20 protein-coding genes and 1 pseudogene are annotated in these 22,060 nt (G+C 60.9%); 20 read left to right on the top strand and 1 reads right to left on the bottom strand.

Annotated features, from left to right (window positions below):
- Positions 1–78: 78 nt before the first annotated feature.
- The 5 genes from mazG to ACK3SD_RS14195 all read left to right on the top strand — a co-directional run bounded on the left by mazG (position 79) and on the right by ACK3SD_RS14195 (position 6,648).
- The gene (mazG, locus tag ACK3SD_RS14215) at positions 79–864 is read left to right on the top strand and encodes a nucleoside triphosphate pyrophosphohydrolase (protein ID WP_137764205.1); all 786 of its coding nucleotides are present in this window, start codon (positions 79–81) and stop codon (positions 862–864) included.
- A gap of 332 nt (positions 865–1,196) precedes the next feature.
- Entirely contained in the window at positions 1,197–2,834 is a 1,638-nt protein-coding gene (gene pyrG / locus ACK3SD_RS14210) for a glutamine hydrolyzing CTP synthase (RefSeq protein ID WP_481125897.1), read from the top strand.
- Positions 2,835–2,915: 81 nt separating this feature from the next.
- Complete coding sequence (gene eno, locus ACK3SD_RS14205; RefSeq protein ID WP_137764203.1) at positions 2,916–4,211, top strand: phosphopyruvate hydratase; 1,296 nt, start codon at positions 2,916–2,918, stop codon at positions 4,209–4,211.
- Positions 4,212–4,359: 148 nt separating this feature from the next.
- Positions 4,360–5,031, top strand: coding sequence for a 7-carboxy-7-deazaguanine synthase QueE (gene queE, locus ACK3SD_RS14200; protein WP_137764202.1), 672 nt, complete (start codon positions 4,360–4,362; stop codon positions 5,029–5,031).
- A 378-nt stretch (positions 5,032–5,409) separates the two neighbouring features.
- Positions 5,410–6,648: a DUF2235 domain-containing protein gene (locus ACK3SD_RS14195; RefSeq protein ID WP_481125896.1), complete on the top strand. Its 1,239-nt coding sequence runs from the start codon at positions 5,410–5,412 to the stop codon at positions 6,646–6,648.
- A 58-nt stretch (positions 6,649–6,706) separates the two neighbouring features.
- Here the strand turns inward: ACK3SD_RS14195 and queD are convergent, their stop codons facing one another.
- On the bottom strand, positions 6,707–7,069 hold the full coding sequence (gene queD / locus ACK3SD_RS14190; protein ID WP_137764200.1) for a 6-carboxytetrahydropterin synthase QueD: 363 nt from the start codon (positions 7,067–7,069) through the stop codon (positions 6,707–6,709).
- A 395-nt stretch (positions 7,070–7,464) separates the two neighbouring features.
- On the opposite strand from queD, the gene cysJ reads away from it, so the two are divergent.
- From cysJ to ACK3SD_RS14115, 15 genes and pseudogenes are all read left to right on the top strand, one after another.
- Complete coding sequence (cysJ, locus tag ACK3SD_RS14185) at positions 7,465–9,270, top strand: NADPH-dependent assimilatory sulfite reductase flavoprotein subunit (RefSeq protein WP_481125895.1); 1,806 nt, start codon at positions 7,465–7,467, stop codon at positions 9,268–9,270.
- On the top strand, positions 9,270–10,985 hold the full coding sequence (gene cysI, locus ACK3SD_RS14180) for an assimilatory sulfite reductase (NADPH) hemoprotein subunit (RefSeq protein ID WP_481125894.1): 1,716 nt from the start codon (positions 9,270–9,272) through the stop codon (positions 10,983–10,985). Before cysJ ends, cysI begins: the two co-directional genes overlap by 1 nt.
- 36 nt (positions 10,986–11,021) lie before the next feature.
- Positions 11,022–11,753: a phosphoadenylyl-sulfate reductase gene (locus ACK3SD_RS14175; RefSeq protein ID WP_481125893.1), complete on the top strand. Its 732-nt coding sequence runs from the start codon at positions 11,022–11,024 to the stop codon at positions 11,751–11,753.
- A 344-nt stretch (positions 11,754–12,097) separates the two neighbouring features.
- Positions 12,098–12,949 (top strand): GNAT family N-acetyltransferase, encoded by an 852-nt coding sequence (locus ACK3SD_RS14170; RefSeq protein ID WP_481125892.1) that lies wholly within the window; start codon positions 12,098–12,100, stop codon positions 12,947–12,949.
- Between the two features lie 139 nt (positions 12,950–13,088).
- Positions 13,089–14,507 carry a siroheme synthase CysG gene (cysG, locus tag ACK3SD_RS14165; RefSeq protein WP_137764195.1) on the top strand — a complete coding sequence of 473 codons (1,419 nt, stop codon included), beginning with the start codon at positions 13,089–13,091 and terminating at the stop codon, positions 14,505–14,507.
- 48 nt (positions 14,508–14,555) lie between these two features.
- Positions 14,556–15,464 carry a sulfate adenylyltransferase subunit CysD gene (gene cysD / locus ACK3SD_RS14160; protein WP_481125891.1) on the top strand — a complete coding sequence of 303 codons (909 nt, stop codon included), beginning with the start codon at positions 14,556–14,558 and terminating at the stop codon, positions 15,462–15,464.
- An 11-nt stretch (positions 15,465–15,475) separates the two neighbouring features.
- Entirely contained in the window at positions 15,476–16,903 is a 1,428-nt protein-coding gene (gene cysN, locus ACK3SD_RS14155) for a sulfate adenylyltransferase subunit CysN (protein WP_481125890.1), read from the top strand.
- Positions 16,904–16,905: 2 nt separating this feature from the next.
- Complete coding sequence (gene cysC / locus ACK3SD_RS14150; protein WP_240775704.1) at positions 16,906–17,508, top strand: adenylyl-sulfate kinase; 603 nt, start codon at positions 16,906–16,908, stop codon at positions 17,506–17,508.
- A gap of 60 nt (positions 17,509–17,568) precedes the next feature.
- Positions 17,569–17,931 (top strand): DUF3561 family protein, encoded by a 363-nt coding sequence (locus ACK3SD_RS14145; protein WP_481125889.1) that lies wholly within the window; start codon positions 17,569–17,571, stop codon positions 17,929–17,931.
- A 128-nt stretch (positions 17,932–18,059) separates the two neighbouring features.
- Entirely contained in the window at positions 18,060–18,380 is a 321-nt protein-coding gene (gene ftsB, locus ACK3SD_RS14140) for a cell division protein FtsB (protein ID WP_137765019.1), read from the top strand.
- Positions 18,381–18,385: 5 nt separating this feature from the next.
- Positions 18,386–19,101: pseudogene (gene ispD / locus ACK3SD_RS14135) on the top strand (2-C-methyl-D-erythritol 4-phosphate cytidylyltransferase).
- Positions 19,101–19,574 (top strand): 2-C-methyl-D-erythritol 2,4-cyclodiphosphate synthase, encoded by a 474-nt coding sequence (gene ispF / locus ACK3SD_RS14130; RefSeq protein ID WP_481127562.1) that lies wholly within the window; start codon positions 19,101–19,103, stop codon positions 19,572–19,574. Before ispD ends, ispF begins: the two are co-directional and overlap by 1 nt.
- 3 nt (positions 19,575–19,577) lie before the next feature.
- Positions 19,578–20,624 carry a tRNA pseudouridine(13) synthase TruD gene (gene truD, locus ACK3SD_RS14125; protein WP_481125888.1) on the top strand — a complete coding sequence of 349 codons (1,047 nt, stop codon included), beginning with the start codon at positions 19,578–19,580 and terminating at the stop codon, positions 20,622–20,624.
- On the top strand, positions 20,605–21,366 hold the full coding sequence (gene surE / locus ACK3SD_RS14120; protein WP_481125887.1) for a 5'/3'-nucleotidase SurE: 762 nt from the start codon (positions 20,605–20,607) through the stop codon (positions 21,364–21,366). Before truD ends, surE begins: the two co-directional genes overlap by 20 nt.
- Positions 21,360–21,986, top strand: a complete 627-nt coding sequence (locus tag ACK3SD_RS14115) for a protein-L-isoaspartate(D-aspartate) O-methyltransferase (protein WP_137764187.1) — start codon at positions 21,360–21,362, stop codon at positions 21,984–21,986. The genes surE and ACK3SD_RS14115 overlap by 7 nt, the downstream gene beginning before the upstream one ends.
- The last annotated feature ends 74 nt before the right edge of the window (positions 21,987–22,060 follow it).

Genomic DNA, 22,060 nt, shown 5'->3' with positions numbered 1-22,060 from the left:
CTCTTCTGGCGGCCCTGCGTGGCCGCCCCTCCTCTTTTTTTGGGGCCACTCTGGCCCCGCCACCCTTGAGATGCCGTCATGACCGAGATGTCCCCGCTTGAACGCCTGCTTGCCCTGATGAAAACCCTGCGCGACCCGCAACACGGCTGCCCGTGGGATCGGGCGCAGACCTTCGACACCATCGCCCCCTACACGCTGGAGGAGACCTACGAGGTGCTGGACGCCATCCAGCGCCGTGACTACGCCGACCTGCGCGACGAGTTGGGCGATCTGTTGTTCCAGGTGGTGTTCTACGCTCAGATGGGCAGCGAGCAGGGGCTGTTCAGCTTTGATGAGATTTGTGATGCCATCAGTGACAAGCTGGAGCGCCGCCACCCGCACCTGTTTGGCGGCGACAGCGCCGCGCCGTCACTGGCGCGCTGGGAGCAGGCCAAGGCGCAGGAGCGGGCAGAGAAGTCGCTGCACTCGGCGATGGATGACATCCCCGAGGCACTGCCGGCGCTGATGCGCGCCCACAAGATCCAGAAGCGCTGCGCGGCGGTGGGCTTTGACTGGACAACCCTCGGCCCGGTGGTGGACAAGGTGCATGAGGAGATTGATGAGGTGATGCACGAGGCGCAGCAGGCGGTGGTCGATCAGGAGAAGCTGGGCGAGGAGATTGGCGACCTGCTGTTCGCCACCGTCAACCTGTCACGCCACCTCGGCCACAAGGCGGAGAACGCGTTGCAGGCCGCCAACCGCAAATTTGCCCGCCGCTTCCGCGAGGTTGAGGCGATCCTGCGCACGCAGGGCATGAGCACCGACGAGGCGACGCTGGAGCAGATGGAGGCGGCCTGGCAGCAGGTCAAACGCAACGAGCGCTGAGTGGCGATTTTCAGCCAAAGTGCAAGCTTACAGCCGGCGTGCGGCAGGGTAGAGTAGCGCGGTTTTTTATCCGGGGATCGCCAGGCCATTGGCGCGCCCTGACGCCGTACCGTAAGGCGTTTTGCTGGCCCTGAGTACCGGACAACCATCGGCAGCAAAGGGGCGGAAATACAGGGTTTGTCGCAGGATAAAGCCGGGGAAAACAGAGGGGCAAGGCGCTTTTTCATCGCCGAGCCATAAAACGATCAATTGTGGCGCCCTCCAGGTTCGGGTATACTACTTTCCCGTCCTGGTACTCCCATCGTCTTTAAACCTAAACTCTCAGGTTCAGCATGACAACTAATTATATTTTTGTGACCGGCGGGGTCGTCTCCTCTCTGGGTAAAGGCATTGCCGCAGCCTCTCTGGCGGCTATTCTCGAAGCCCGTGGCCTCAACGTTACCATCATGAAGCTGGACCCGTATATCAACGTGGATCCGGGCACAATGAGCCCAACTCAGCATGGTGAGGTTTTCGTTACCGAAGACGGCGCAGAAACTGACCTCGATTTAGGTCACTACGAACGCTTTATCCGCACCAAAATGTCTCGCCGCAACAACTTCACCACCGGCCGCATCTACTCTGATGTGCTGCGCAAAGAGCGCCGTGGTGACTATCTGGGCGCGACCATTCAGGTTATCCCGCACATCACCAACGCCATCAAAGAGCGCATCATTGAGGGTGGCGAAGGCCACGACGTGGTGCTGGTCGAGATCGGCGGCACCGTCGGCGACATCGAGTCCCTGCCGTTCCTGGAAGCCATCCGCCAAATGGCGGTGGACGTGGGCCGCGAGCACACCCTCTACATGCACCTGACGCTGGTGCCGTACATGGCGGCGGCCGGTGAAGTGAAGACCAAGCCGACCCAGCACTCCGTGAAAGAGCTGCTCTCCATCGGTATCCAGCCAGACGTGCTGATCTGCCGTTCTGACCGTGCAGTGCCGGCCAACGAGCGTGCGAAAATCGCATTGTTCTGTAACGTCCCGGAAAAAGCGGTTATCTCCCTAAAAGATGTTGATTCGATTTATAAAATCCCGGCGCTCTTGAAATCACAGGGCCTGGACGATTATATTTGTAAACGATTCAGCTTGAACGCGCCGGAAGCCAACCTGGCCGAGTGGGAGCAGGTGATCTACGAAGAAGCCAACCCGGGCGGCGAAGTGACCATCGGCATGATCGGCAAGTACGTGGAACTGCCGGATGCCTATAAGTCGGTGATTGAGGCGCTCAAACATGGCGGCCTGAAGAATCGCCTGACGGTCAACATCAAGCTGATTGACTCGCAGGACGTGGAGACGCGTGGCGAAGAGATGCTGAAGGATCTGGATGCCATCCTGATCCCAGGCGGCTTTGGCTACCGCGGCGTGGAAGGCAAAGTGGCCGCCGCCCGTTATGCGCGTGAGAACAATATTCCTTACCTGGGCATCTGCCTGGGGATGCAGGTGGCACTGATGGAGTTCGCCCGCCACGTGGCCGGGATGGAGAACGCCAACTCCACCGAATTTGTGCCAGACTGTAAGTACCCGGTGGTCGCGTTGATCACCGAGTGGCGCGATGAAGACGGCAACGTTGAAGTGCGCGATGAGAAGAGTGATTTGGGCGGGACCATGCGCGTTGGGGGGCAACCGTGCCACCTGACCGAGAACAGCCTGGTTCGCCAGCTGTACGGCGAGCCGACGATTGTTGAGCGCCACCGCCACCGTTATGAGGTGAACAACATGCTGTTGAAGCAGATCGAAGCGGCGGGCCTGCGGGTTGCCGGTCTCTCTGCTGACAAAAAGCTGGTGGAGATCATTGAGGTGCCGAACCACCCGTGGTTCGTGGCATGTCAATTCCACCCGGAATTTACGTCAACGCCGCGTGATGGTCACCCGTTGTTTGCGGGCTTCGTCAAAGCCGCCGGTGAGTATCAGAAGCGCCAGGTAAAATAAGATAGATGATAAGCAGTGCGCACCCTAGGGTGCGCACTGTTTGTCTGGGGTTTTAGTTTAACTTGTACTGAGGAAAATCTAATGTCCAAAATCGTTAAAGTCATCGGTCGCGAAATCATCGACTCCCGTGGTAACCCGACGGTAGAAGCTGAAGTGCATCTGGAAGGTGGTTTCGTAGGTCTGGCGGCTGCGCCGTCAGGTGCCTCTACCGGTTCCCGCGAAGCGCTGGAACTGCGTGACGGTGACAAATCCCGTTTCCTGGGTAAAGGCGTCACCAAGGCGGTTGCCGCGGTTAACGGCCCGATCGCACAGGCCGTGACCGGCAAAGATGCCAAAGATCAGGCTAACATCGACAAGATCATGATCGAGCTGGACGGCACTGAGAACAAATCTAACTTCGGTGCAAACGCCATTCTGGCGGTTTCCCTGGCTGCTGCCAAAGCTGCCGCCGCGTCCAAAGGCATGCCGCTGTACGAACACATTGCTGAACTGAACGGCACACCGGGTAAATTCTCCATGCCGCTGCCGATGATGAACATCATCAACGGTGGTGAACACGCTGACAACAACGTCGACATCCAAGAGTTCATGATTCAGCCGGTTGGCGCGAAGAACGTGAAAGAAGCCATCCGTATGGGTTCTGAAGTGTTCCACAACCTGGCTAAAGTGCTGAAATCCAAAGGCATGAACACCGCTGTGGGCGACGAAGGCGGCTACGCGCCGAACCTGGGTTCCAACGCCGAAGCACTGGCTGTGATCGCGGAAGCGGTAAAAGCAGCGGGCTACGAGCTGGGCAAAGACATCACCCTGGCGATGGACTGCGCGGCCTCTGAGTTCTACAAAGATGGCAAATACGTGCTGGCTGGCGAAGGCAACAAAGCCTTCACCTCCGAAGAGTTCACCCACTTCCTGGAAGATCTGACCAAACAGTACCCGATCGTCTCCATCGAAGATGGTCTGGACGAATCTGACTGGGACGGTTTTGCATACCAGACCAAAGTGCTGGGCGACAAAATCCAGCTGGTGGGCGACGACCTGTTCGTCACCAACACCAAGATCCTGAAAGAAGGCATCGAGAAAGGCATCGCTAACTCCATCCTGATCAAGTTCAACCAGATCGGTTCCCTGACCGAAACCCTGGCTGCGATCAAAATGGCGAAAGATGCAGGCTACACGGCGGTTATCTCCCACCGTTCCGGTGAGACCGAAGATGCCACCATCGCTGACCTGGCAGTAGGTACAGCAGCAGGCCAGATCAAGACCGGTTCCATGAGCCGTTCTGACCGCGTTGCCAAGTATAACCAGCTGATCCGTATTGAAGAAGCGCTGGGCAACCGTGCGCCGTTCAACGGTCTGAAAGAGGTGAAAGGCCAGTAATTCCTGCGCCTTCGCTGATAAAACCCGCTTCGGCGGGTTTTTTTATGCCGGTTTACCACTGGAAACAGATAACACTGCGCTAAATTTGGTCAGCGCGCGGGAATCTGCCATAATCACGCCCCTTCAAATTAACAACATTGAGAGTGCCATGCAGTACCCGATTAATGAGATGTTCCAAACCCTGCAAGGGGAAGGCTACTTTACCGGCGTGCCAGCCATTTTTGTTCGCTTGCAAGGATGCCCGGTGGGATGCAGCTGGTGCGACACCAAACACACTTGGGACAAGTTGGCCGATCGGGAAGTGGCGCTGGATGAGATTCTGGTCAAAACCGTGGAGACCGACGCGTGGGGTGCGGCCACCACCGAGGATCTGCTGGCGGTGATTGAGCGCAACGGCTACACCGCCCGCCACATCGTGATCACCGGCGGCGAACCGTGCATCTACGATCTTGGCCCGCTGACGCTGCTGCTGGAGAAGAGCGGTTTCACCTGCCAGATTGAGACCAGCGGCACCCATGAGGTGCGCTGCTCGCCTAATACGTGGGTAACGGTTTCGCCGAAGGTCAATATGCGCGGCGGCATGGCGGTGCTCGATCAGGCGCTCAAGCGTGCCGATGAGATCAAGCACCCGGTGGCGCGTGAGCGAGACATTGAGGCGCTGGATGCCCTGCTGGCGCGGCTGCATGATGAGAAGCACCGCATCGTGGCGCTGCAACCCATCAGCCAGAAAGAGGAGGCCACCCGCCTCTGTATTGAGACCTGCATTGCGCGCAACTGGCGGCTGTCGATGCAAACTCACAAATACCTCAATATCGCCTGATTCCCAACCCGCCCACGTGGCGGGTTTTTTTTATGATGAAAATTGATGCCCCTCACAGATCTCATCTCTTGCCGCCCGGCATCCGGTGAGCGGCAACCCCTCCAAATAACGCCATACCTCTTCAACGCGACCAGCCCGTTTTCTGGGCGAATCCACAGCGAATCAATGGTCTGACATGTTTGAGCCGCACCACAGTTAACAGTAAAAATGCTGGATAGCGGCGCGGATCCGCGTGGAAGAAATTACTCAGGTAATGATTTTGTTGCTTAGCAATAAACCCTGTACTTTTAACCCGTTATCGCCCTCTTGCGCTTTCTTAAATGCGGGTATTTTATAAGCAAGGGAACGTTTCCCTGAAGAGAATGCGCGGAGTTAATCATGAGTAAAAATATAGTTTTCTGTGCCGACGGTACATGGAACGGTATCCGCACTGATGATAACCATGACGGGCAATTTGAACTCACCAATGTCCTGAAGCTGTATAAGAGCCTGCAAGGGATACCCGAGGATCTGGACAGTAACCCAGAGGAGCAGGAGAAACTGCTGACGGAGGGGCAGGCGGTAATTCAGGTGGCCAAATATATCCACGGCGTCGGTGACACCACCAATTGGCTGATTAGAAATTTAGAGGGAATATTTGGCGGCGGCACCATCCAGCGGATTGTGCGCGGCTACACCTTTATTAGCCGCCACTACCAGCCCGGCGACAAAATCTTCCTGATCGGTTTTAGCCGCGGGGCCTACACCGCGCGGGCGCTGGCGGGCATGATCGCCTCACAGGGGTTGCTGGACGCGGGCAAGCTCAATCTGGCGGATGAGAGTGAAGCCCATAAGGCACAGGCTTACCGCTGGGGAACTGCCGTCTGGTCTCAATTCCGCGAGCAGGCCAAAGGGGAGAAATCCTGGCAGGAGAAGCTGGCCTCTATCAAACATGGGCTGCCGGGATTTGCCTCCGAGCGCGTCAATCCTGATGCCATGATCTATAACGTGCCGATTGAGATGGTGGCGGTCTTCGACACCGTTGGCGCGCTCGGCATCCCGCATTATGAGGATGAGGACACCAGAGTCGATCTCTTCCGCTTCGCCGATACCACGTTAAGCCAGCGCGTCAGGTTGGGGCGTCATGCCATCTCGCTGGATGAGCAGCGGCTGGACTTTACCCCAGTGCTGTGGGAGGCGCGGCAGGGCATCCAGCAGGTGCTGTTCCCCGGCGTGCACTCGGATGTCGGCGGCGGCTACCCGGAAGAGGAGAGCGGGTTATCGAACGGTGCCTACGGCTGGATGCATGAGGAGCTGGAGCAGGCTGGGGTGAAGTTGCGTCCACACCACTATCAGGCGGACGCCTGCGCGATCTGTCACTGCCCGTGGTTTGACAAGGCGATCTACAAAATCGGCCATCGGGAATTGACCACGCCTTTGAAAAAGAGTTTGCCCTATCTCGCGGAAGGCAACTACACCCTGGCGGTGCACCAGTCAGTGGTTGCGCGGCGAGCGGGCAAGGAGATTTGGTTCCAGGATCCAAAGACAGGCAAAAAGCTTGCCGGCCCCTACCAATCGGCGTTTCTGGACAGCTTTATTGATGACCCGGAGATTATGGTGATGCCAGTGCATGAGTGAAGGCAGAGGGGAAAATCAGGCCGCGTGAGCCACGCTCCGGTGGGTCACGCGGGTGGGGTTATTCGCCCTTATAGATGCAGCCGGCGGTGCAGGTCTCTTTAACCAGCACGGCGCTCAGGATCGGCAATTGCGGCTTCAGTTCGTCCCAAATCCATTTTGCCAGCACTTCGCTGGTTGGGTTCTCCAGACCGGGAATATCATTCAGATAGTGATGATCCAGACGCTCCCAGGTGGGCTTGAACATTGCCTTCAACTCGGAGAAGTCCATCACCCAGCCGGTATGCGCATCCACTTCGCCAGTGATCTCCAGACGTACCATAAATGAGTGGCCGTGCAGGCGCCCGCATTTATGGCCTTCCGGTACGTGGGGAAGCCGGTGGGCGGCTTCAAATTGAAAATCTTTAAACAGCGTGGTTACCATTGCTACCGTCTCATTGACTCAAAAAACCGGCGGATATTACCGGAAAGCCGCCGCCCGCGCCATGACAACCCACTTTCGCGCCACGTTCAGCTAAAACTTTTTTAACTGCCTGAAAAACAGCCATTCGTCATGCGGTCAACGGGTTAGCGCCAGCAGGCCAGTAAAAAGCGAACGAATTCAACGTTATAAAAATTCAAATCTATTACTTTTTCCGGTAAGCATAACCGTTAAATCAGCTTAGTCGTTTTTGTTATTTATTATTTCCATCCCTTATTTAAGTGTTGCCAGCGCGCTGGGTAACCTTACAAACTCTCTACTTTCTCACTTTTTTCCTAGTATCACCCGACTCTACGAAAAACAGACACTGGCTTACGCACAAGGGAATCGGTACTGCAATGACGACTCAGGCTCCACCCACTTCACTGCTCCCGCTCACGCCCGAGCAACTGGCACGCTTGCAAGGCGCCATCGGGGAGTTCTCCCCGACGCAGCTGGCGTGGCTCTCCGGCTACTTCTGGGGCATGGTTAACCAGCAACCGGGCGCGGCGCTGCCGACGGCCCCGGCTGCCCCGGTTGCCAGCACCATTACATTGATCTCAGCCTCGCAGACCGGCAATGCGCGCCGTCTGGCGGAGCAACTGCGTGACGACCTGCTGGCCGCCAAGCTGACCGTGAATCTGGTCAATGCCGGCGACTACAAGTTCAAGCAGATCGCGCAGGAGAAGCTGCTGATCATCGTGGCCTCCACCCAGGGTGAGGGCGAACCGGCGGAAGAGGCGGTGGCGCTGCACAAGTTCCTGTTCTCGAAAAAAGCGCCGAAGCTGAATGAGACGGCCTTTGCGGTGTTTGGGCTGGGTGATACCTCCTACGAGCGCTTCTGCCAGGCGGGCAAGGACTTCGACAGCAAGCTGGCCGAGCTGGGCGCGGAGCGCCTGCTGGATCGCGTGGACGCGGACGTCGAATATCAGGCGGTGGCCGAGCAGTGGCGCAAGCAGATTGTTGAGGTGCTGAAGGCACGCACCCCGGCAGAGCCAGCCGCTGCCGTGCAGGCGGCGCAGAGCGGCGCGCACAACATCGTCGACTCCAGCCCCTACACCAAAGAGCAGCCGCTGACCGCGACCCTGCTGATGAACCAGAAGGTCACGGGCCGCAACTCCGACAAAGACGTGCGCCACATTGAGATTGACCTCGGCGACTCTGGCCTGCGCTACCAGCCGGGCGATGCCCTCGGCGTCTGGTTCGACAACGATCCGGCGCTGGTGGACGAGCTGCTGGGGCTGGTGTGGCTGAAAGGTGATGAGAGCGTGGAGGTCGAGGGCAAAACCCTGACGCTGCGTGACGCCCTGATCCACCACTACGAGCTGACGCAGAACACCACGGTGATCGTCAGCAACTACGCCGCGCTGGCACGTGACGAGACGCTGAATGCGCTGCTCAGCGACAAGCCGCGCCTGCAACACTATGCGCAGAACACGCCGATCGTTGACATGGTGCGTCAGGCGCCGATGGAGCTGAACGCCGAGCAACTGACCGGCCTGCTGCGCCCGCTGACGCCACGCCTCTACTCCATCGCCTCGTCGCAGGCGGAGAGCGAGGGCGAGGTGCATGTCACCGTCGGCGTGGTGCGCTACGAGATTGATGGCCGCCCGCGTACTGGCGGTGCCTCTGGCTTCCTGGCGGATCGTCTGGAAGAGGAGGGCGAGCTGCGGGTGTTCATTGAGCACAACGACAACTTCCGCCTGCCAGCTGACCCGGAGACCCCGGTGATCATGATTGGCCCCGGCACGGGCATCGCGCCGTTCCGCGCCTTCATGCAGCAGCGTGACAACGACGGCGCTGGCGGCAAAAACTGGCTGTTCTTCGGAAACCCGCACTTCACCGAGGACTTCCTCTATCAGGTGGAGTGGCAGCGCTACGTGAAAGATGGCCTGCTGACCAACATCGATCTGGCATGGTCACGCGATCAGGCCCAGAAGGTCTACGTGCAGGACAAGCTGCGCCAGAAGGGCGCGGAGGTGTGGCGCTGGATCCAGGAGGGCGCGCACATCTACGTCTGTGGCGATGCCAACCGCATGGCCAAGGATGTTGACCGCATACTGGTAGAGCTGGTGGCGGAGCATGGCGGCATGGACACCGAGTCAGCCGATGAATTTTTAAGTGAGCTGCGCCTTGCGCGCCGTTATCAGCGAGATGTGTACTAATGAGCGACAAACACCCTGGGCCTCTGGTTGTGGAAGGCAAACTAAGCGACGCCGAACGCATGAAGCGCGAAAGCAACTTCCTGCGTGGCACCATCGCCAACGATCTGAATGACGGCCTGACCGGCGGCTTCAACGGCGACAACTTCCTGCTGATCCGTTTCCACGGCATGTACCAGCAGGATGACCGTGACATCCGCGCCGAGCGTGCGGCACAGAAACTGGAGCCGCGCCACGCGATGATGCTGCGTTGCCGCCTGCCGGGCGGCGTCATGACGCCAGCGCAGTGGCTGGGCATCGATAAGTTTGCCGCCGAGAGCACGCTCTACGGCAGCATCCGCATCACCAACCGCCAGACCTTCCAGTTCCACGGCATCCTGAAACCCAACGTGAAGCCGGTGCACCAGCTGCTCAACAAGCTGGGGCTGGACGCGCTGGCGACCGCCAATGACGTGAACCGCAACGTGCTCTGCACCTCCAACCCGGTGGAGTCCGAGCTGCATCAGGAAGCCTACCAGTGGGCGAAGAAGATCTCTGAGCACCTGCTGCCACGCACCCGCGCCTATGCGGAAGTGTGGCTGGATGCCGAGAAGGTGGAAACCACCGACGAGGAGCCGATCCTCGGCCCAACCTACCTGCCGCGTAAGTTCAAAACCACGGTGGTGATTCCGCCGCAGAATGACGTGGATCTGCATGCCAACGACCTCAACTTCGTGGCGATTGCTGACAACGGCAAGCTGATTGGCTTCAACGTGCTGGTGGGCGGTGGCCTGTCGATTGAGCACGGCAACAAGAAGACCTACGCGCGCACCGCCAGCGAGCTGGGCTTCATCCCGCTCGAGCACACCCTGGCAGTAGCGGAGGCGGTGGTGACCACCCAACGCGACTGGGGCAACCGTACCGACCGCAAAAACGCCAAGACCAAGTACACGCTGGAGCGTGTCGGCGTGGACACCTTCAAGGCTGAGGTGGAAAAACGCGCGGGCATCACCTTTGCCGCCGTGCGCCCCTATGAGTTCACCGGACGCGGCGACCGCATCGGCTGGGTGAAGGGCATCGATAAGCAGTGGCACCTGACGCTGTTCATCGAAAATGGCCGCATCCTCGACTATCCGGGCCGCCCGCTGAAAACTGGCCTCGCGCAGATTGCGCGTATCCACCAGGGTGACTTCCGCCTGACCGCCAACCAGAACCTGATTGTCGCGGGCGTACCGGAGTCAGAGAAGGCAAAAATTGAGGCGCTGGCGCGCGAGCACGGCCTGATGGATGACGCCGTCACCGAGCAGCGCAAAAACTCGATGGCCTGCGTCTCCTACCCAACCTGCCCGCTGGCGATGGCGGAGGCGGAGCGCTTCCTGCCGGAGTTCGTCACCAAGGTAGAGGGGATCATGCACCAGCACGGCGTGGGCGACGAGCACATTGTCCTGCGCGTCACCGGTTGCCCGAACGGCTGTGGCCGCGCGCTGCTGGCCGAGATTGGTCTGGTGGGCAAGGCGATCAACCGCTACAACCTTCATCTGGGCGGCAACCGCAGCGGTACGCGCATCCCGCGCATGTACCGTGAGAACATCAGCGCGGAAGAGATTCTGACGCTGATTGATGAGCTGGTGGGCCGCTGGGCGCAAGAGCGCCAGCCGGGCGAGGGCTTCGGTGACTTCACCATCCGTGCTGGCATTATCCGTCCGGTGCTCGATCCGGCCCGCGATTTCTGGGAGTAAGGCCGCTGCGGCGGCTGATTAGCTGAGGAGAACCCGATGTCCCAATTTAATCTGGCGGAACTGAATGCCCTGCCAAAATCTGGTCAGGCCCTGGCGCTGGCGGAGATCAACGGCGAGCTGGAGGCCCTGACGGCCGAGCAGCGCGTGGCGTGGGCGCTGGAGCACCTGCCGGGCGAGTTCGTGCTGTCGTCCAGCTTTGGCATTCAGGCCGCGGTCTGCCTGCATCTGGTGACGCGCCAGCGCCCGGATATTCCGGTGATCCTGACCGACACCGGCTACCTGTTCCCGGAGACCTACCAGTTCATTGACACGCTCACCGAGCAGCTCAACTTGAACCTGAAGGTGTTCCGCGCCGAGCAGTCGCCAGCCTGGCAGGAGGCGCGCTACGGCAAGCTGTGGGAGCAGGGCGTGGAGGGGATCGAGCGCTACAACCAGATCAACAAGGTCGAGCCGATGAACCGGGCGATGGCCACGCTGAAGGCTGGCACCTGGTTCGCGGGCCTGCGCCGCGAGCAGTCCGGCAGCCGCGCCCATCTGCCGGTCTTGGCCGTGCAGCGTGGCGTGTTCAAGGTACTGCCGATCATTGACTGGGACAATCGCCAGATTTACCAGTACTTGAAGCAGCACGGGCTGGGCTACCACCCGCTGTGGGATCAGGGCTACCTCTCCGTTGGCGACACCCACACCACCAAAAAGTGGGAACCAGGCATGAAAGAGGAAGAGACCCGCTTCTTCGGCCTGAAACGTGAGTGTGGCCTACACGAATAATTTTCATCTTCGAGGGCGCGGCTTCCGCGCCCTCGCTCTCTCTGCGCCGGTTCCCTTCGCTTTTACGCTTCCCGTACTTTTCCCCGCTGTGAACCGCAATACCTTGGCCCTTGCAGCCAGCAAAAGGCCATTTTGCCGTCGGCCTTTACTTTCGGTCATTAACTATTCTTATCTATTAACGCCAGTCTCTCTTCAAGAATGAACAAAAGCCCCCAATTTAGCTGTTGAAATTAAACCGGTTTAATTGAGGCTTATGAATAAAACGACGGTAAGTTGGGATTTGTCGCGCAAAGAATGATCACTTAATCTTATCTGTGTCTATTTGTTAACAGGAAGATAACAACGTGATCAAACCCCTTCGCCCAGCGTCGCCGCTTACCGTGCTAGACCGCACGCTTCACTTCAGCCGCCAGCCGACGCCTGAGGGCATTACTGTGCGCGGTGTCAGGAACCTCCAGGAGTTTTACAGCGGGATGCGCCTGCTGCACCAACAGTACCGGCGGCTGGGCATCATCACGCCGCAACCGGGTGAGATGATCTTCTCGCCCGGCCTTTTCCAGCACGGTAGTCGGCTGTTCATCGCCACCCGTGGCAATGCGGTGGTGGGCACCATCGCCTACTTGCGCCACGGGGCGCTGGGCATCCCGGCGATGTCGCTGTATGGCGAGGAGATCCAGCCCTGGCTGGCACGCGGCCCCGTTGGGGAGATTGGCGCGCTCTGCATTGAGCCATCGTGCCGCAATCAGGGCGTGCTGCGGCTGCTCTATGCCTACGCCATGCTCTACGCCTGCGTTGCCGAACGTACCGAAACGCTGTTTATCCAGGTAGACCGGCGCAAGGCGGCGTTCTACCAGAAGATGTTCTTCTTCCAGCCAGCCAGCGAGGGCAAACGCCACCCGGCCTACGGCAACCTGGAGTCGATGCTGATGCGCGCTGAGATCCGGCCACTGCTGCGGCAGTTGCGCCATAGCCTGCTGCCAGCGCAGCGGCTGAGCATCCGGCAGCGGTTGGGCCACCTGCATATCCTCCCGCTTTACCAGCAGTTGTGCTACCGGATGCAGCATAGCCGCCCCTTCCTGTGGCAGGCCGACAGCGTGCGCGACTACTGCCGCCAGTGCCATGTCAGCGGGCCGCGCATCAGCCCGGCACTGCGCCGTTTGCTATGGCAGGAGTGGGGCTGGGTGCCGGGGCCGTAGCCGGAAAAGGGGGGAAGGAGAGGGAAAAAGCATTTCTATATTCCAATAAGGAACTAATAATTCCATTTCGTCATTTCATAACGCCAAAGGGCACACCGTATAGTCATGTGATTATTCTGTTACATAGATAAAGGCTGTTGTGGACTATCTCCCCCTATTTGCTGACCTGAAACAGCGTCCGGTACTGGTCGTTGGCGGCGGCGAAGTTGCATCGCGCAAGATCGACCTCCTCCTGCGCGCCGGTGCGGAAGTACGGATAGTGGCGCACTCGCTCCACCCTGAACTCCAGACACGTCATGAACAACAGCAGGTTATCTGGCTGGCGACGGACTTTGTGCCCGAGCAGCTGGATGACGTCTTCTTTGTGATCGCCGCCACTGACGACACCGTGCTAAACGCCGAGGTGTTTGAACAGGCCGACCGCCGCCGGGTGCTGGCGAACGTGGTGGATGACCAGCCGAAGTGCTCTTTCATCTTTCCGTCGATCGTTGATCGCTCGCCCTTGGTGGTCGCCATCTCCTCCAGCGGCAAGGCACCGGTGCTGGCGCGCCTGCTGCGTGAGAAGCTGGAGGCGCTGCTGCCCACCAGCCTTGGCACGATGGCGGAGATCGCCGGCAACTGGCGTGGCCGCGTCAAGGATCGCCTGCGCTCAATGACCGAGCGTCGCCGCTTCTGGGAGAAGGCTTTCAGCGGGCGCTTTGCGGCGCTGGTGGAGAGCGGCCAGCACGCGGAGGCGGAGCAGGCGCTGGACGACGCCCTGAGCCAGCACCAGCGTGAGGGCGGCCAGGTGACGTTGGTCGGCGCCGGGCCGGGCGACGCCGGGCTGCTGACGCTGCGCGGCCTACAGGTGATGCAACAGGCGGACGTGGTGCTCTATGACCATCTGGTCAGCGACGAAATTCTGGATCTGGTGCGCCGCGATGCCGACCGCATCTGCGTCGGCAAGCGTGCTGGCGCGCACTCGGTGGCGCAGGAGGAGACCAACCGCCTGCTGGTGGAGCTGGCGCTGAAGGGCAAGCGCGTGGTGCGGCTGAAGGGGGGCGATCCCTTTATCTTTGGCCGCGGCGGCGAGGAGTTACAGGCCGCCAAGGCGGCAGGTATCCCGTTCCAGGTGGTGCCGGGCGTGACGGCGGCGGCAGGCGCGACCGCCTACGCTGGCATCCCGCTGACCCACCGCGACCATGCCCAGAGCGTGCTGTTCATCACTGGCCACTGCCGGCCAGATGGCGACGGCATCGACTGGGCAACGCTGGCGCGGGCGCGCCAGACGCTGGCCATCTACATGGGCACCGTCAAGGCCGCGGAGATCAGCGCACAGCTGATCGCCCACGGCCGGGCGGCCGACACGCCGGTGGCGGTGATTGGCCGTGGCACCCGCGCTGACCAGCAGGTGCTGACCGGCACGCTGGCACAACTCGATACTCTGGCCCAACAGGCGCCGACCCCGGCGCTGCTGGTGATAGGCGAAGTGGTCTCGCTCCATTCGCAACTTGCCTGGTTTGGGCATCAACCGCAGGCTGACGGCTTCCAACGCCCGTCAGTCGTGAATTTGGCTTAAGCCGCTGCGCCGGGATACCCCCGGCAGCAGGGCCTGAAAGGATCTGTTATGGACGAAAAACGACTCACACATTTGCGGCAATTGGAGGCGGAGAGTATCCATATCATCCGTGAAGTTGCCGCTGAATTCAGTAACCCGGTGATGCTCTACTCCATCGGGAAAGACTCCTCGGTGATGCTGCACCTGGCGCGCAAAGCCTTCTACCCCGGCACCCTGCCGTTCCCGTTGCTGCACGTGGACACCGGCTGGAAGTTCCGCGAGATGTATGAGTTCCGCGATCGCACCGCCAAAAACTATGGCTGCGAACTGCTGGTGCACAAAAACCCGGAAGGGGTGGCGATGGGCATCAACCCGTTCGTGCACGGCAGCGCCAAGCATACCGACATCATGAAGACCGAAGGGCTGAAGCAGGCGCTGAACAAATACGGATTTGACGCCGCGTTCGGCGGCGCACGCCGCGACGAGGAGAAGTCCCGCGCCAAGGAGCGTATCTACTCCTTCCGCGACCGCTTCCACCGCTGGGACCCGAAAAACCAGCGCCCAGAGCTGTGGCACAACTACAACGGCCAGATCAACAAGGGCGAGAGCATCCGCGTCTTCCCGCTGTCGAACTGGACGGAGCTGGACATCTGGCAATATATCTACCTGGAAAACATCGAGATCGTCCCGCTCTACCTGGCCGCGCCGCGTCCGGTGCTGGAGCGCGACGGTATGCTGCTGATGGTGGATGATGACCGCATCGAGCTGCAACCGGGCGAAGAGATCAAAGATCGGATGGTGCGCTTCCGTACGCTCGGCTGCTGGCCGCTGACCGGTGCCGTGGAGTCCGAGGCGCAGACCCTGCCGGAGATCATCGAAGAGATGCTGGTCTCCACCACCAGTGAGCGCCAAGGGCGCGCCATCGACCGCGATCAGGCGGGTTCGATGGAGTTGAAAAAGCGTCAGGGATATTTCTAAGGAGCCACCAGATGAACAATGCTATTGCACAACAGATCGCTGAACAGGGTGGCGTCGAAGGTTACCTGAAGAACCAGCAGCACAAGAGCCTGCTGCGTTTCCTGACCTGCGGCAGCGTCGATGACGGCAAATCCACGCTGATTGGCCGCCTGCTGCACGACACCCGCCAGATTTATGAGGATCAACTCTCCTCGCTGCACAGTGACAGCAAGCGCCACGGCACCCAGGGCGAGAAACTCGATCTGGCGCTGCTGGTGGATGGCCTGCAAGCCGAGCGCGAGCAGGGGATCACCATTGACGTGGCCTACCGCTACTTCTCCACCGAGAAGCGCAAATTTATCATCGCCGACACGCCGGGGCATGAGCAGTACACCCGCAACATGGCGACCGGCGCCTCCACCTGCGACCTGGCGATCCTGCTGATCGACGCGCGCAAAGGGGTGCTGGACCAGACCCGCCGCCACAGCTTCATCGCCACCCTGCTGGGCATCCGTCACCTGGTGGTGGCGGTGAACAAGATGGATCTGGTGGAGTACAGCGAGCAGGTGTTTGAGCAGTTCAAAGATGACTACCTGACCTTCGCCCAGCAGTTGCCGAGCGATCTGGACATCAAATTCGTGCCGATGTCAGCGCTGGAGGGCGACAACGTCGCCACCGAGAGCCGCCGCATGCCGTGGTACAGCGGCCCGACGCTGCTGGAGTTGCTGGAGAGCGTGAACGTGGTCAACGTCAGTGAACAGCAGCCGATGCGCTTCCCGGTGCAGTACGTCAACCGCCCGAACCTCGATTTCCGTGGCTATGCCGGCACCCTGGCCTCTGGCGTGGTGCGCGTTGGCCAGCGCGTGAAAGTGCTGCCGTCGGGCGTCGAGTCCACGGTGGCGCGCATCGTCACCTTCGATGGCGATCTCCAGGAAGCATGGGCCGGTGAAGCCGTGACGCTGGTGCTGAAAGATGAGATCGACATCAGCCGTGGCGACCTGCTGGTCGATGCGGGCGAGAGCCTGACGCCGGTGCACAACGCGCTGGTGGACGTGGTGTGGATGGCGGAGCAGCCGCTGGCACCGGGCCAGAGCTACGACATCAAGGTGGCGGGCAAGAAATCCCGCGCGCGCGTCGAGGGCATCCGCCACCAGGTGGAGATCAACTCGCTGGCGCAGCGTGAAGTCGATAGCCTGCCGCTGAACGGCATCGGGCTGGTGGAGCTGGCCTTTGATGAGCCGCTGATGCTTGACCGCTACCAGCAGAACGCGGTGACCGGTGGCATGATCCTGATTGACCGCCTGAGCAACGTGACCGTGGGCGCGGGCTTGGTGCGCGAAGCACTGGAGAGTGCCCCGGCCGCCGCAGGCAACTACAGTGCCTTTGAGCTGGAGCTGAACGCGCTGGTGCGCCGCCACTTCCCGCACTGGGGCGCGCGCGACCTGCTGGGTGGTAAATAAACGTGTCTGAACGCGACGAAAATATCGTCTGGCACCCGCACGCCATCGCGCGTGCGGAGCGTGAGGCGCTGCATGGCCATCAGGGCGTGGTGCTCTGGTTCACGGGCCTCTCCGGCTCTGGCAAATCCACCGTCGCCGGGGCACTGGAGCAGGCGCTGCACGCCCACGGCGTCAGCACCTATTTGCTGGATGGCGACAACGTGCGCCACGGCCTGTGCAACGACCTCGGCTTCTCGGATGCCGACCGCCGCGAAAACATCCGCCGGGTGGGCGAGGTGGCGAAGCTGATGGTGGACGCCGGGCTGGTGGTGCTGACCGCCTTCATCTCGCCGCACCGTGAGGAGCGCCGCATGGTGCGTGAGCTGCTGGGCGATCGCTTTATCGAGGTCTATGTCGATACGCCGCTCGAGCTGTGTGAGGCCCGCGATCCCAAGGGCTTATACAAGAAAGCGCGCGCTGGCGAGCTGAAAAACTTCACTGGCATCGACTCCGCCTATGAGGCGCCGGAAGCACCTGATATCCATCTAAAAGGTGAACAATTAGTAACAAATTTGGTCGAACAAATGTTAGACGTCTTGCGTCGCCGCGTTATCATCGAACCCTGAGCCAGCTGCGGCAAAACGCCTGAGAGCGTGCCGCGGCACTGATAATACAGGGATCACCTTATGCAGAACGTCAGCCCCTACACCACTGACCGCCGCCGGGCGCAGGACTCTCCGCGACCGGCCCGGCAGGCCGCTGACCAGACCGAAGCCGAGGAGCCGTCATACTCCTTTCTGGGCGGCACCACGGGCTTTATCTTCTACTGGCTGGCCTTCGCCATCCCCTTCCTGATTTACGGTGCCAACACGCTGTTCTTCCTGCTCTACACTTGGCCCTTTTTCCTCGCGTTGATGCCTATCTCCGTGGTAATCGGCATGGCGATTAGCGTGCTGCTGCGCGGAAGGGTGCTGCTGACCGTGCTGCTGTGCGGCCTGGCGGTCACCTGCCTATTCTGGATGCTCTTCTCCTTCCTCACCGGCTGGTAAGCCGCTCCCCCCACTGCACTGCCTTTCCCGCACGCCTGCCGTTCGCTATTCTCCCCATCAATAGATCGCGCCGGTGGAGTCCGACGGAAAGTTATGGGATGATTGCCGAGGTTTTTCAGGGGGCGGGGATGGGCAAACTAACGCTGCTATTGCTGGTTTTACTTGGCTGGTTACAGTATTCGCTGTGGCTGGGAAAAAATGGGATTCACGATTATGTCCGGGTCAATGATGACGTTGGGGTCCAGAAGGCCAACAACGCCAAACTCAAGGCGCGGAACGATCAGCTGTTTGCTGAGATCGATGATTTGAATGGCGGTCAGGAGGCGATCGAGGAGCGCGCGCGCAACGAACTCGGGATGATCAAGCCGGGAGAGACCTTCTACCGTCTGGTCCCTGACCAATCCAAACGCGGGACTGCCACGGCATCCACGCAAAATAACGCACAATAAAGACGATGAACAACGCAGGTTCCCTTCCAGAGATCATTGCCGTTGTGCCGGCTGCCGGGATCGGCAGCCGGATGCAGGCGGAGTGCCCTAAGCAGTACCTCACCATCGGCCACCAGACCCTGATCGAGCACGCGATTGCCGCACTGCTGCGCCATCCGCGCATTACGCGGGTGATCGTGGCGATCAGTCCGCAGGATTCGCACTTTCGGCATTTGCCGATTGCTGCCGATCGGCGGGTTGACGTAGTGTCGGGCGGAGCCGAGCGCGCCACGTCGGTGATGGCCGGGCTGGCGCACGCCGGCGACGCGGGCTGGGTGCTGGTGCATGACGCCGCGCGCCCTGCCTGCACCCGGACGACCTCGACCGGCTGCTGGCGCTGACTGCCACCAGTCAGGTGGGGGGGATCCTGGCGGCCCCGGTGCGCGACACCATGAAGCGCGCTGAAGTGGGCGTGGCGGCGGTGGCGCATACCGTTGACCGCCAGAACCTGTGGCACGCGCTGACGCCGCAGCTCTTTCCGCTGGCACTGCTGAAGTCGTGCCTTGAGCGGGCGCTGCGCGAGGGCGCGACCATCACGGACGAGGCCTCCGCGCTGGAGTACTGTGGCTACCACCCGGAGCTGGTGGCGGGCCGCGCGGACAACATCAAGGTGACGCAGCCCGAGGATCTGGCGCTGGCTACCTTTTATCTATCCCAATTTTCACTACAGGAGAGCGCATGATGCGTATCGGTCACGGTTTTGATGTCCATAAGTTCGGCGGCGAAGGCCCGCTGGTGATCGGCGGCGTGCGAATTCCCTACCCGCAGGGGCTGCTGGCGCACTCTGACGGCGATGTGGCGCTGCACGCCGCCACCGACGCCCTGCTGGGCGCGGCGGCGCTGGGGGACATCGGCAAGCTGTTCCCGGACACCGATCCCGCCTTCAAGGGCGCAGACAGCCGTGCGCTGCTGCGTGAAGCCTACCGCCGCATCCTGGCGAAGGGTTACCGCCTCGGCAACCTGGATGTCACGATTATTGCGCAGGCACCGAAAATGGCTCCGCACATCCCGCAGATGCGTGTGAACCTGGCAGAAGATTTGCAATGCCATATGGATGACGTCAACGTGAAGGCGACCACCACCGAGCAGCTGGGCTTTACCGGCCGCGGCGAGGGCATCGCCTGTGAGGCCGTGGCGCTGCTGGTGAAGGCGTAACCGATGGACATGACAACGCTGACCTGGCTGCATGGTGAACCGCTCTCTGCCGGTATCCTGAAGGCCAACCCGGAAGATTTCCAGGTGCGCGAGGATCTGGGCTTCGAGCCAGACGGGGAGGGGGAGCACCTGCTGGTGCGCATCCGCAAGACCGGCTGCAATACCCAGTTCGTCGCGGACGCGCTGGCGCGTTTTGCCGGTATCCCGGCGCGCGCCGTCAGTTACGCTGGCCTGAAGGATCGCCACGCGGTGACCGAGCAGTGGTTCTGCCTGCACCTGCCGGGCAAGGAGACGCCGGATCTGGCGGCGTTCCAGCTTGAGGGGTGCGAGGTGGTCGCCAGCGCCCGCCAGCGCCGCAAGCTGCGCATCGGCACCCTGAAGGGCAATGACTTTACGCTGGTGCTGCGCCACATCACCGATCGCGAGGATGTCGAGCAGCGCCTGCAACGTATCGCCACCGCTGGCGTGCCGAACTACTTCGGCGTGCAGCGTTTTGGGCATGGCGGCAACAATCTGGTGCAGGCCGGGCGCTGGGCGCGCGATGAGATCCGCGTCAAAGAGCGTAGCAAGCGCAGTTTTTACCTCTCCGCCAGCCGTAGCGCGATGTTCAACCTGATCGCCAGCCAACGTCTGGCGCAGGGATTGCAACGCACCGTGCTGGAGGGCGATGCCCTGCAACTGAGCGGCCGCGGCAGTTGGTTTGTCGCCAAGCCGGAGGAGCTGGAGGCGCTGCAGGCGCGTCTGGACGCCGGTGAGTTGCAGGTGACCGCCCCGTTGCCGGGCGATGGCGAGCTGGGCACGCAGGCGGCGGCGCAGGCGCTGGAGCAGGCGTGCCTGCAAGACCAGGAGACGCTCTTGGGTTTGCTGCGGCGCGAGCGGGTGGAGCCGGCACGCCGGGCAGTGCTACTGATGCCACAGCAGATGCAGTGGAACTGGTGGGATGATGTCACCCTTGAACTGAATTTCTGGCTGCCAGCGGGCAGCTTCGCCACCAGCGTGGTCCGTGAGATTCTGCGACAGGACAGCAACGATGCGGATATTACTGAGTAATGATGATGGCGTGAGCGCGCCGGGCATTCAGGCGCTTTCGACGGCGTTGCGTGAGTTCGCCGAGGTGCAAGTGGTGGCCCCGGATCGCAACCGCAGCGGCGCGTCCAACGCGCTGACGCTGGATGCGCCACTGCGCACCCTGACCCTGCCCAACGGCGATGTCGCCGTGCAGCAGGGGACGCCGACCGACTGCGTCTACCTTGGCGTCAATCAACTGATGCGGCCACGGCCAGATATTGTGGTCTCAGGCATCAATGCCGGGCCGAATCTGGGGGATGATGTCATCTACTCCGGCACGGTGGCGGCGGCGATGGAGGGGCGTCACCTTGGCTACCCGGCGCTGGCGGTGTCACTGGATGGCCACCAGCACTATGACACCGCGGCAGCAGTGACTTGCATGATTTTGCGGGCATTGAGCCGTGAACCGCTGCGAACCGGCAAGATTCTCAATATCAATGTGCCGGATCTGCCGCTGGCGGAGATTAAGGGCATCAAGGTTACACGCTGCGGCAGCCGCCACCCGGCGGAGCAGGTGTTCCACCAGCGCGATCCGCGCGGCCAGGATCTTTGGTGGATTGGGCCGCCGGGCGAGAAGTTTGACTACGCGCCCGGCACCGATTTTGCCGCCGTGGAAGAGGGATATGTATCGGTCACCCCGCTTCAGGTCGATTTGACGGCCTACGCGGCTCAGGATGTGGTGGAGAGGTGGTTAACCCAAGCCGAGGTCAATGCGGAATGGTAAACAGTCGTATGCGAACCCTGCTGGATCAGCTGCGCCAGCAGGGCATCCAGGATGAGCGGATATTGCAGGCGATGGAGGCGGTGCCGCGCGAGCGCTTTGTGGATGAGGCGCTCGAGCACAAAGCCTACGAGAACACCGCGCTGCCCATTGGCTCCGGGCAGACCATCTCACAGCCCTATGTGGTGGCGCGGATGACCGAACTGCTGCGGTTGACGCCCACCTCACGCGTGCTGGAGATCGGCACCGGATCGGGCTACCAGACCGCCATTTTGGCGCAGTTGGTCGATCATGTCTGCTCCGTGGAGCGCATCAAGGGGTTGCAGTGGCAGGCAAAACGCCGGCTAAAGCAGCTCGACCTGCACAACGTCTCCACCCGCCACGGCGACGGCTGGCTCGGCTGGCCCTCACGCGGGCCGTTTGACGCCATCATCGTCACCGCTGCGCCGCCGGAGATCCCCACCGCGTTAATGGAGCAACTGGATCAGGGCGGCATTTTGGTACTGCCAGTGGGCGACCAGTCGCAGTTGCTGCAACGAATCCAACGCAAAAACAGTGAGTTTCTCATCGAAACCATTGAGCCAGTGCGCTTCGTGCCGCTGGTGAAAGGGGAGCTGGCCTGATTACCCGGGACGATCGCTCCCGGCTTTTCCCCGCCTTCTTGCCACCAATCAAAAATTCCATACATCTCTCCTAT

This window comes from Chimaeribacter sp. YP20170169, assembly GCF_056739715.1.
The sequence above is the reverse complement of the archived record's forward strand: the minus strand, read 5'-3'. Positions and strand labels throughout refer to the sequence as shown.

Coding starts and splice junctions, on each gene's coding strand:
- mazG (WP_137764205.1), top strand. CDS start 79: ATGACCGAGATGTCCCCGCTTGAACGCCTGCTTGCCCTGATGAAAACC.
- pyrG (WP_481125897.1), top strand. CDS start 1,197: ATGACAACTAATTATATTTTTGTGACCGGCGGGGTCGTCTCCTCTCTG.
- eno (WP_137764203.1), top strand. CDS start 2,916: ATGTCCAAAATCGTTAAAGTCATCGGTCGCGAAATCATCGACTCCCGT.
- queE (WP_137764202.1), top strand. CDS start 4,360: ATGCAGTACCCGATTAATGAGATGTTCCAAACCCTGCAAGGGGAAGGC.
- ACK3SD_RS14195 (WP_481125896.1), top strand. CDS start 5,410: ATGAGTAAAAATATAGTTTTCTGTGCCGACGGTACATGGAACGGTATC.
- queD (WP_137764200.1), bottom strand. CDS start 7,069: ATGGTAACCACGCTGTTTAAAGATTTTCAATTTGAAGCCGCCCACCGG.
- cysJ (WP_481125895.1), top strand. CDS start 7,465: ATGACGACTCAGGCTCCACCCACTTCACTGCTCCCGCTCACGCCCGAG.
- cysI (WP_481125894.1), top strand. CDS start 9,270: ATGAGCGACAAACACCCTGGGCCTCTGGTTGTGGAAGGCAAACTAAGC.
- ACK3SD_RS14175 (WP_481125893.1), top strand. CDS start 11,022: ATGTCCCAATTTAATCTGGCGGAACTGAATGCCCTGCCAAAATCTGGT.
- cysD (WP_481125891.1), top strand. CDS start 14,556: ATGGACGAAAAACGACTCACACATTTGCGGCAATTGGAGGCGGAGAGT.
- cysN (WP_481125890.1), top strand. CDS start 15,476: ATGAACAATGCTATTGCACAACAGATCGCTGAACAGGGTGGCGTCGAA.
- ACK3SD_RS14145 (WP_481125889.1), top strand. CDS start 17,569: ATGCAGAACGTCAGCCCCTACACCACTGACCGCCGCCGGGCGCAGGAC.
- ftsB (WP_137765019.1), top strand. CDS start 18,060: ATGGGCAAACTAACGCTGCTATTGCTGGTTTTACTTGGCTGGTTACAG.
- ispF (WP_481127562.1), top strand. CDS start 19,101: ATGCGTATCGGTCACGGTTTTGATGTCCATAAGTTCGGCGGCGAAGGC.
- truD (WP_481125888.1), top strand. CDS start 19,578: ATGGACATGACAACGCTGACCTGGCTGCATGGTGAACCGCTCTCTGCC.
- surE (WP_481125887.1), top strand. CDS start 20,605: ATGCGGATATTACTGAGTAATGATGATGGCGTGAGCGCGCCGGGCATT.
- ACK3SD_RS14115 (WP_137764187.1), top strand. CDS start 21,360: ATGGTAAACAGTCGTATGCGAACCCTGCTGGATCAGCTGCGCCAGCAG.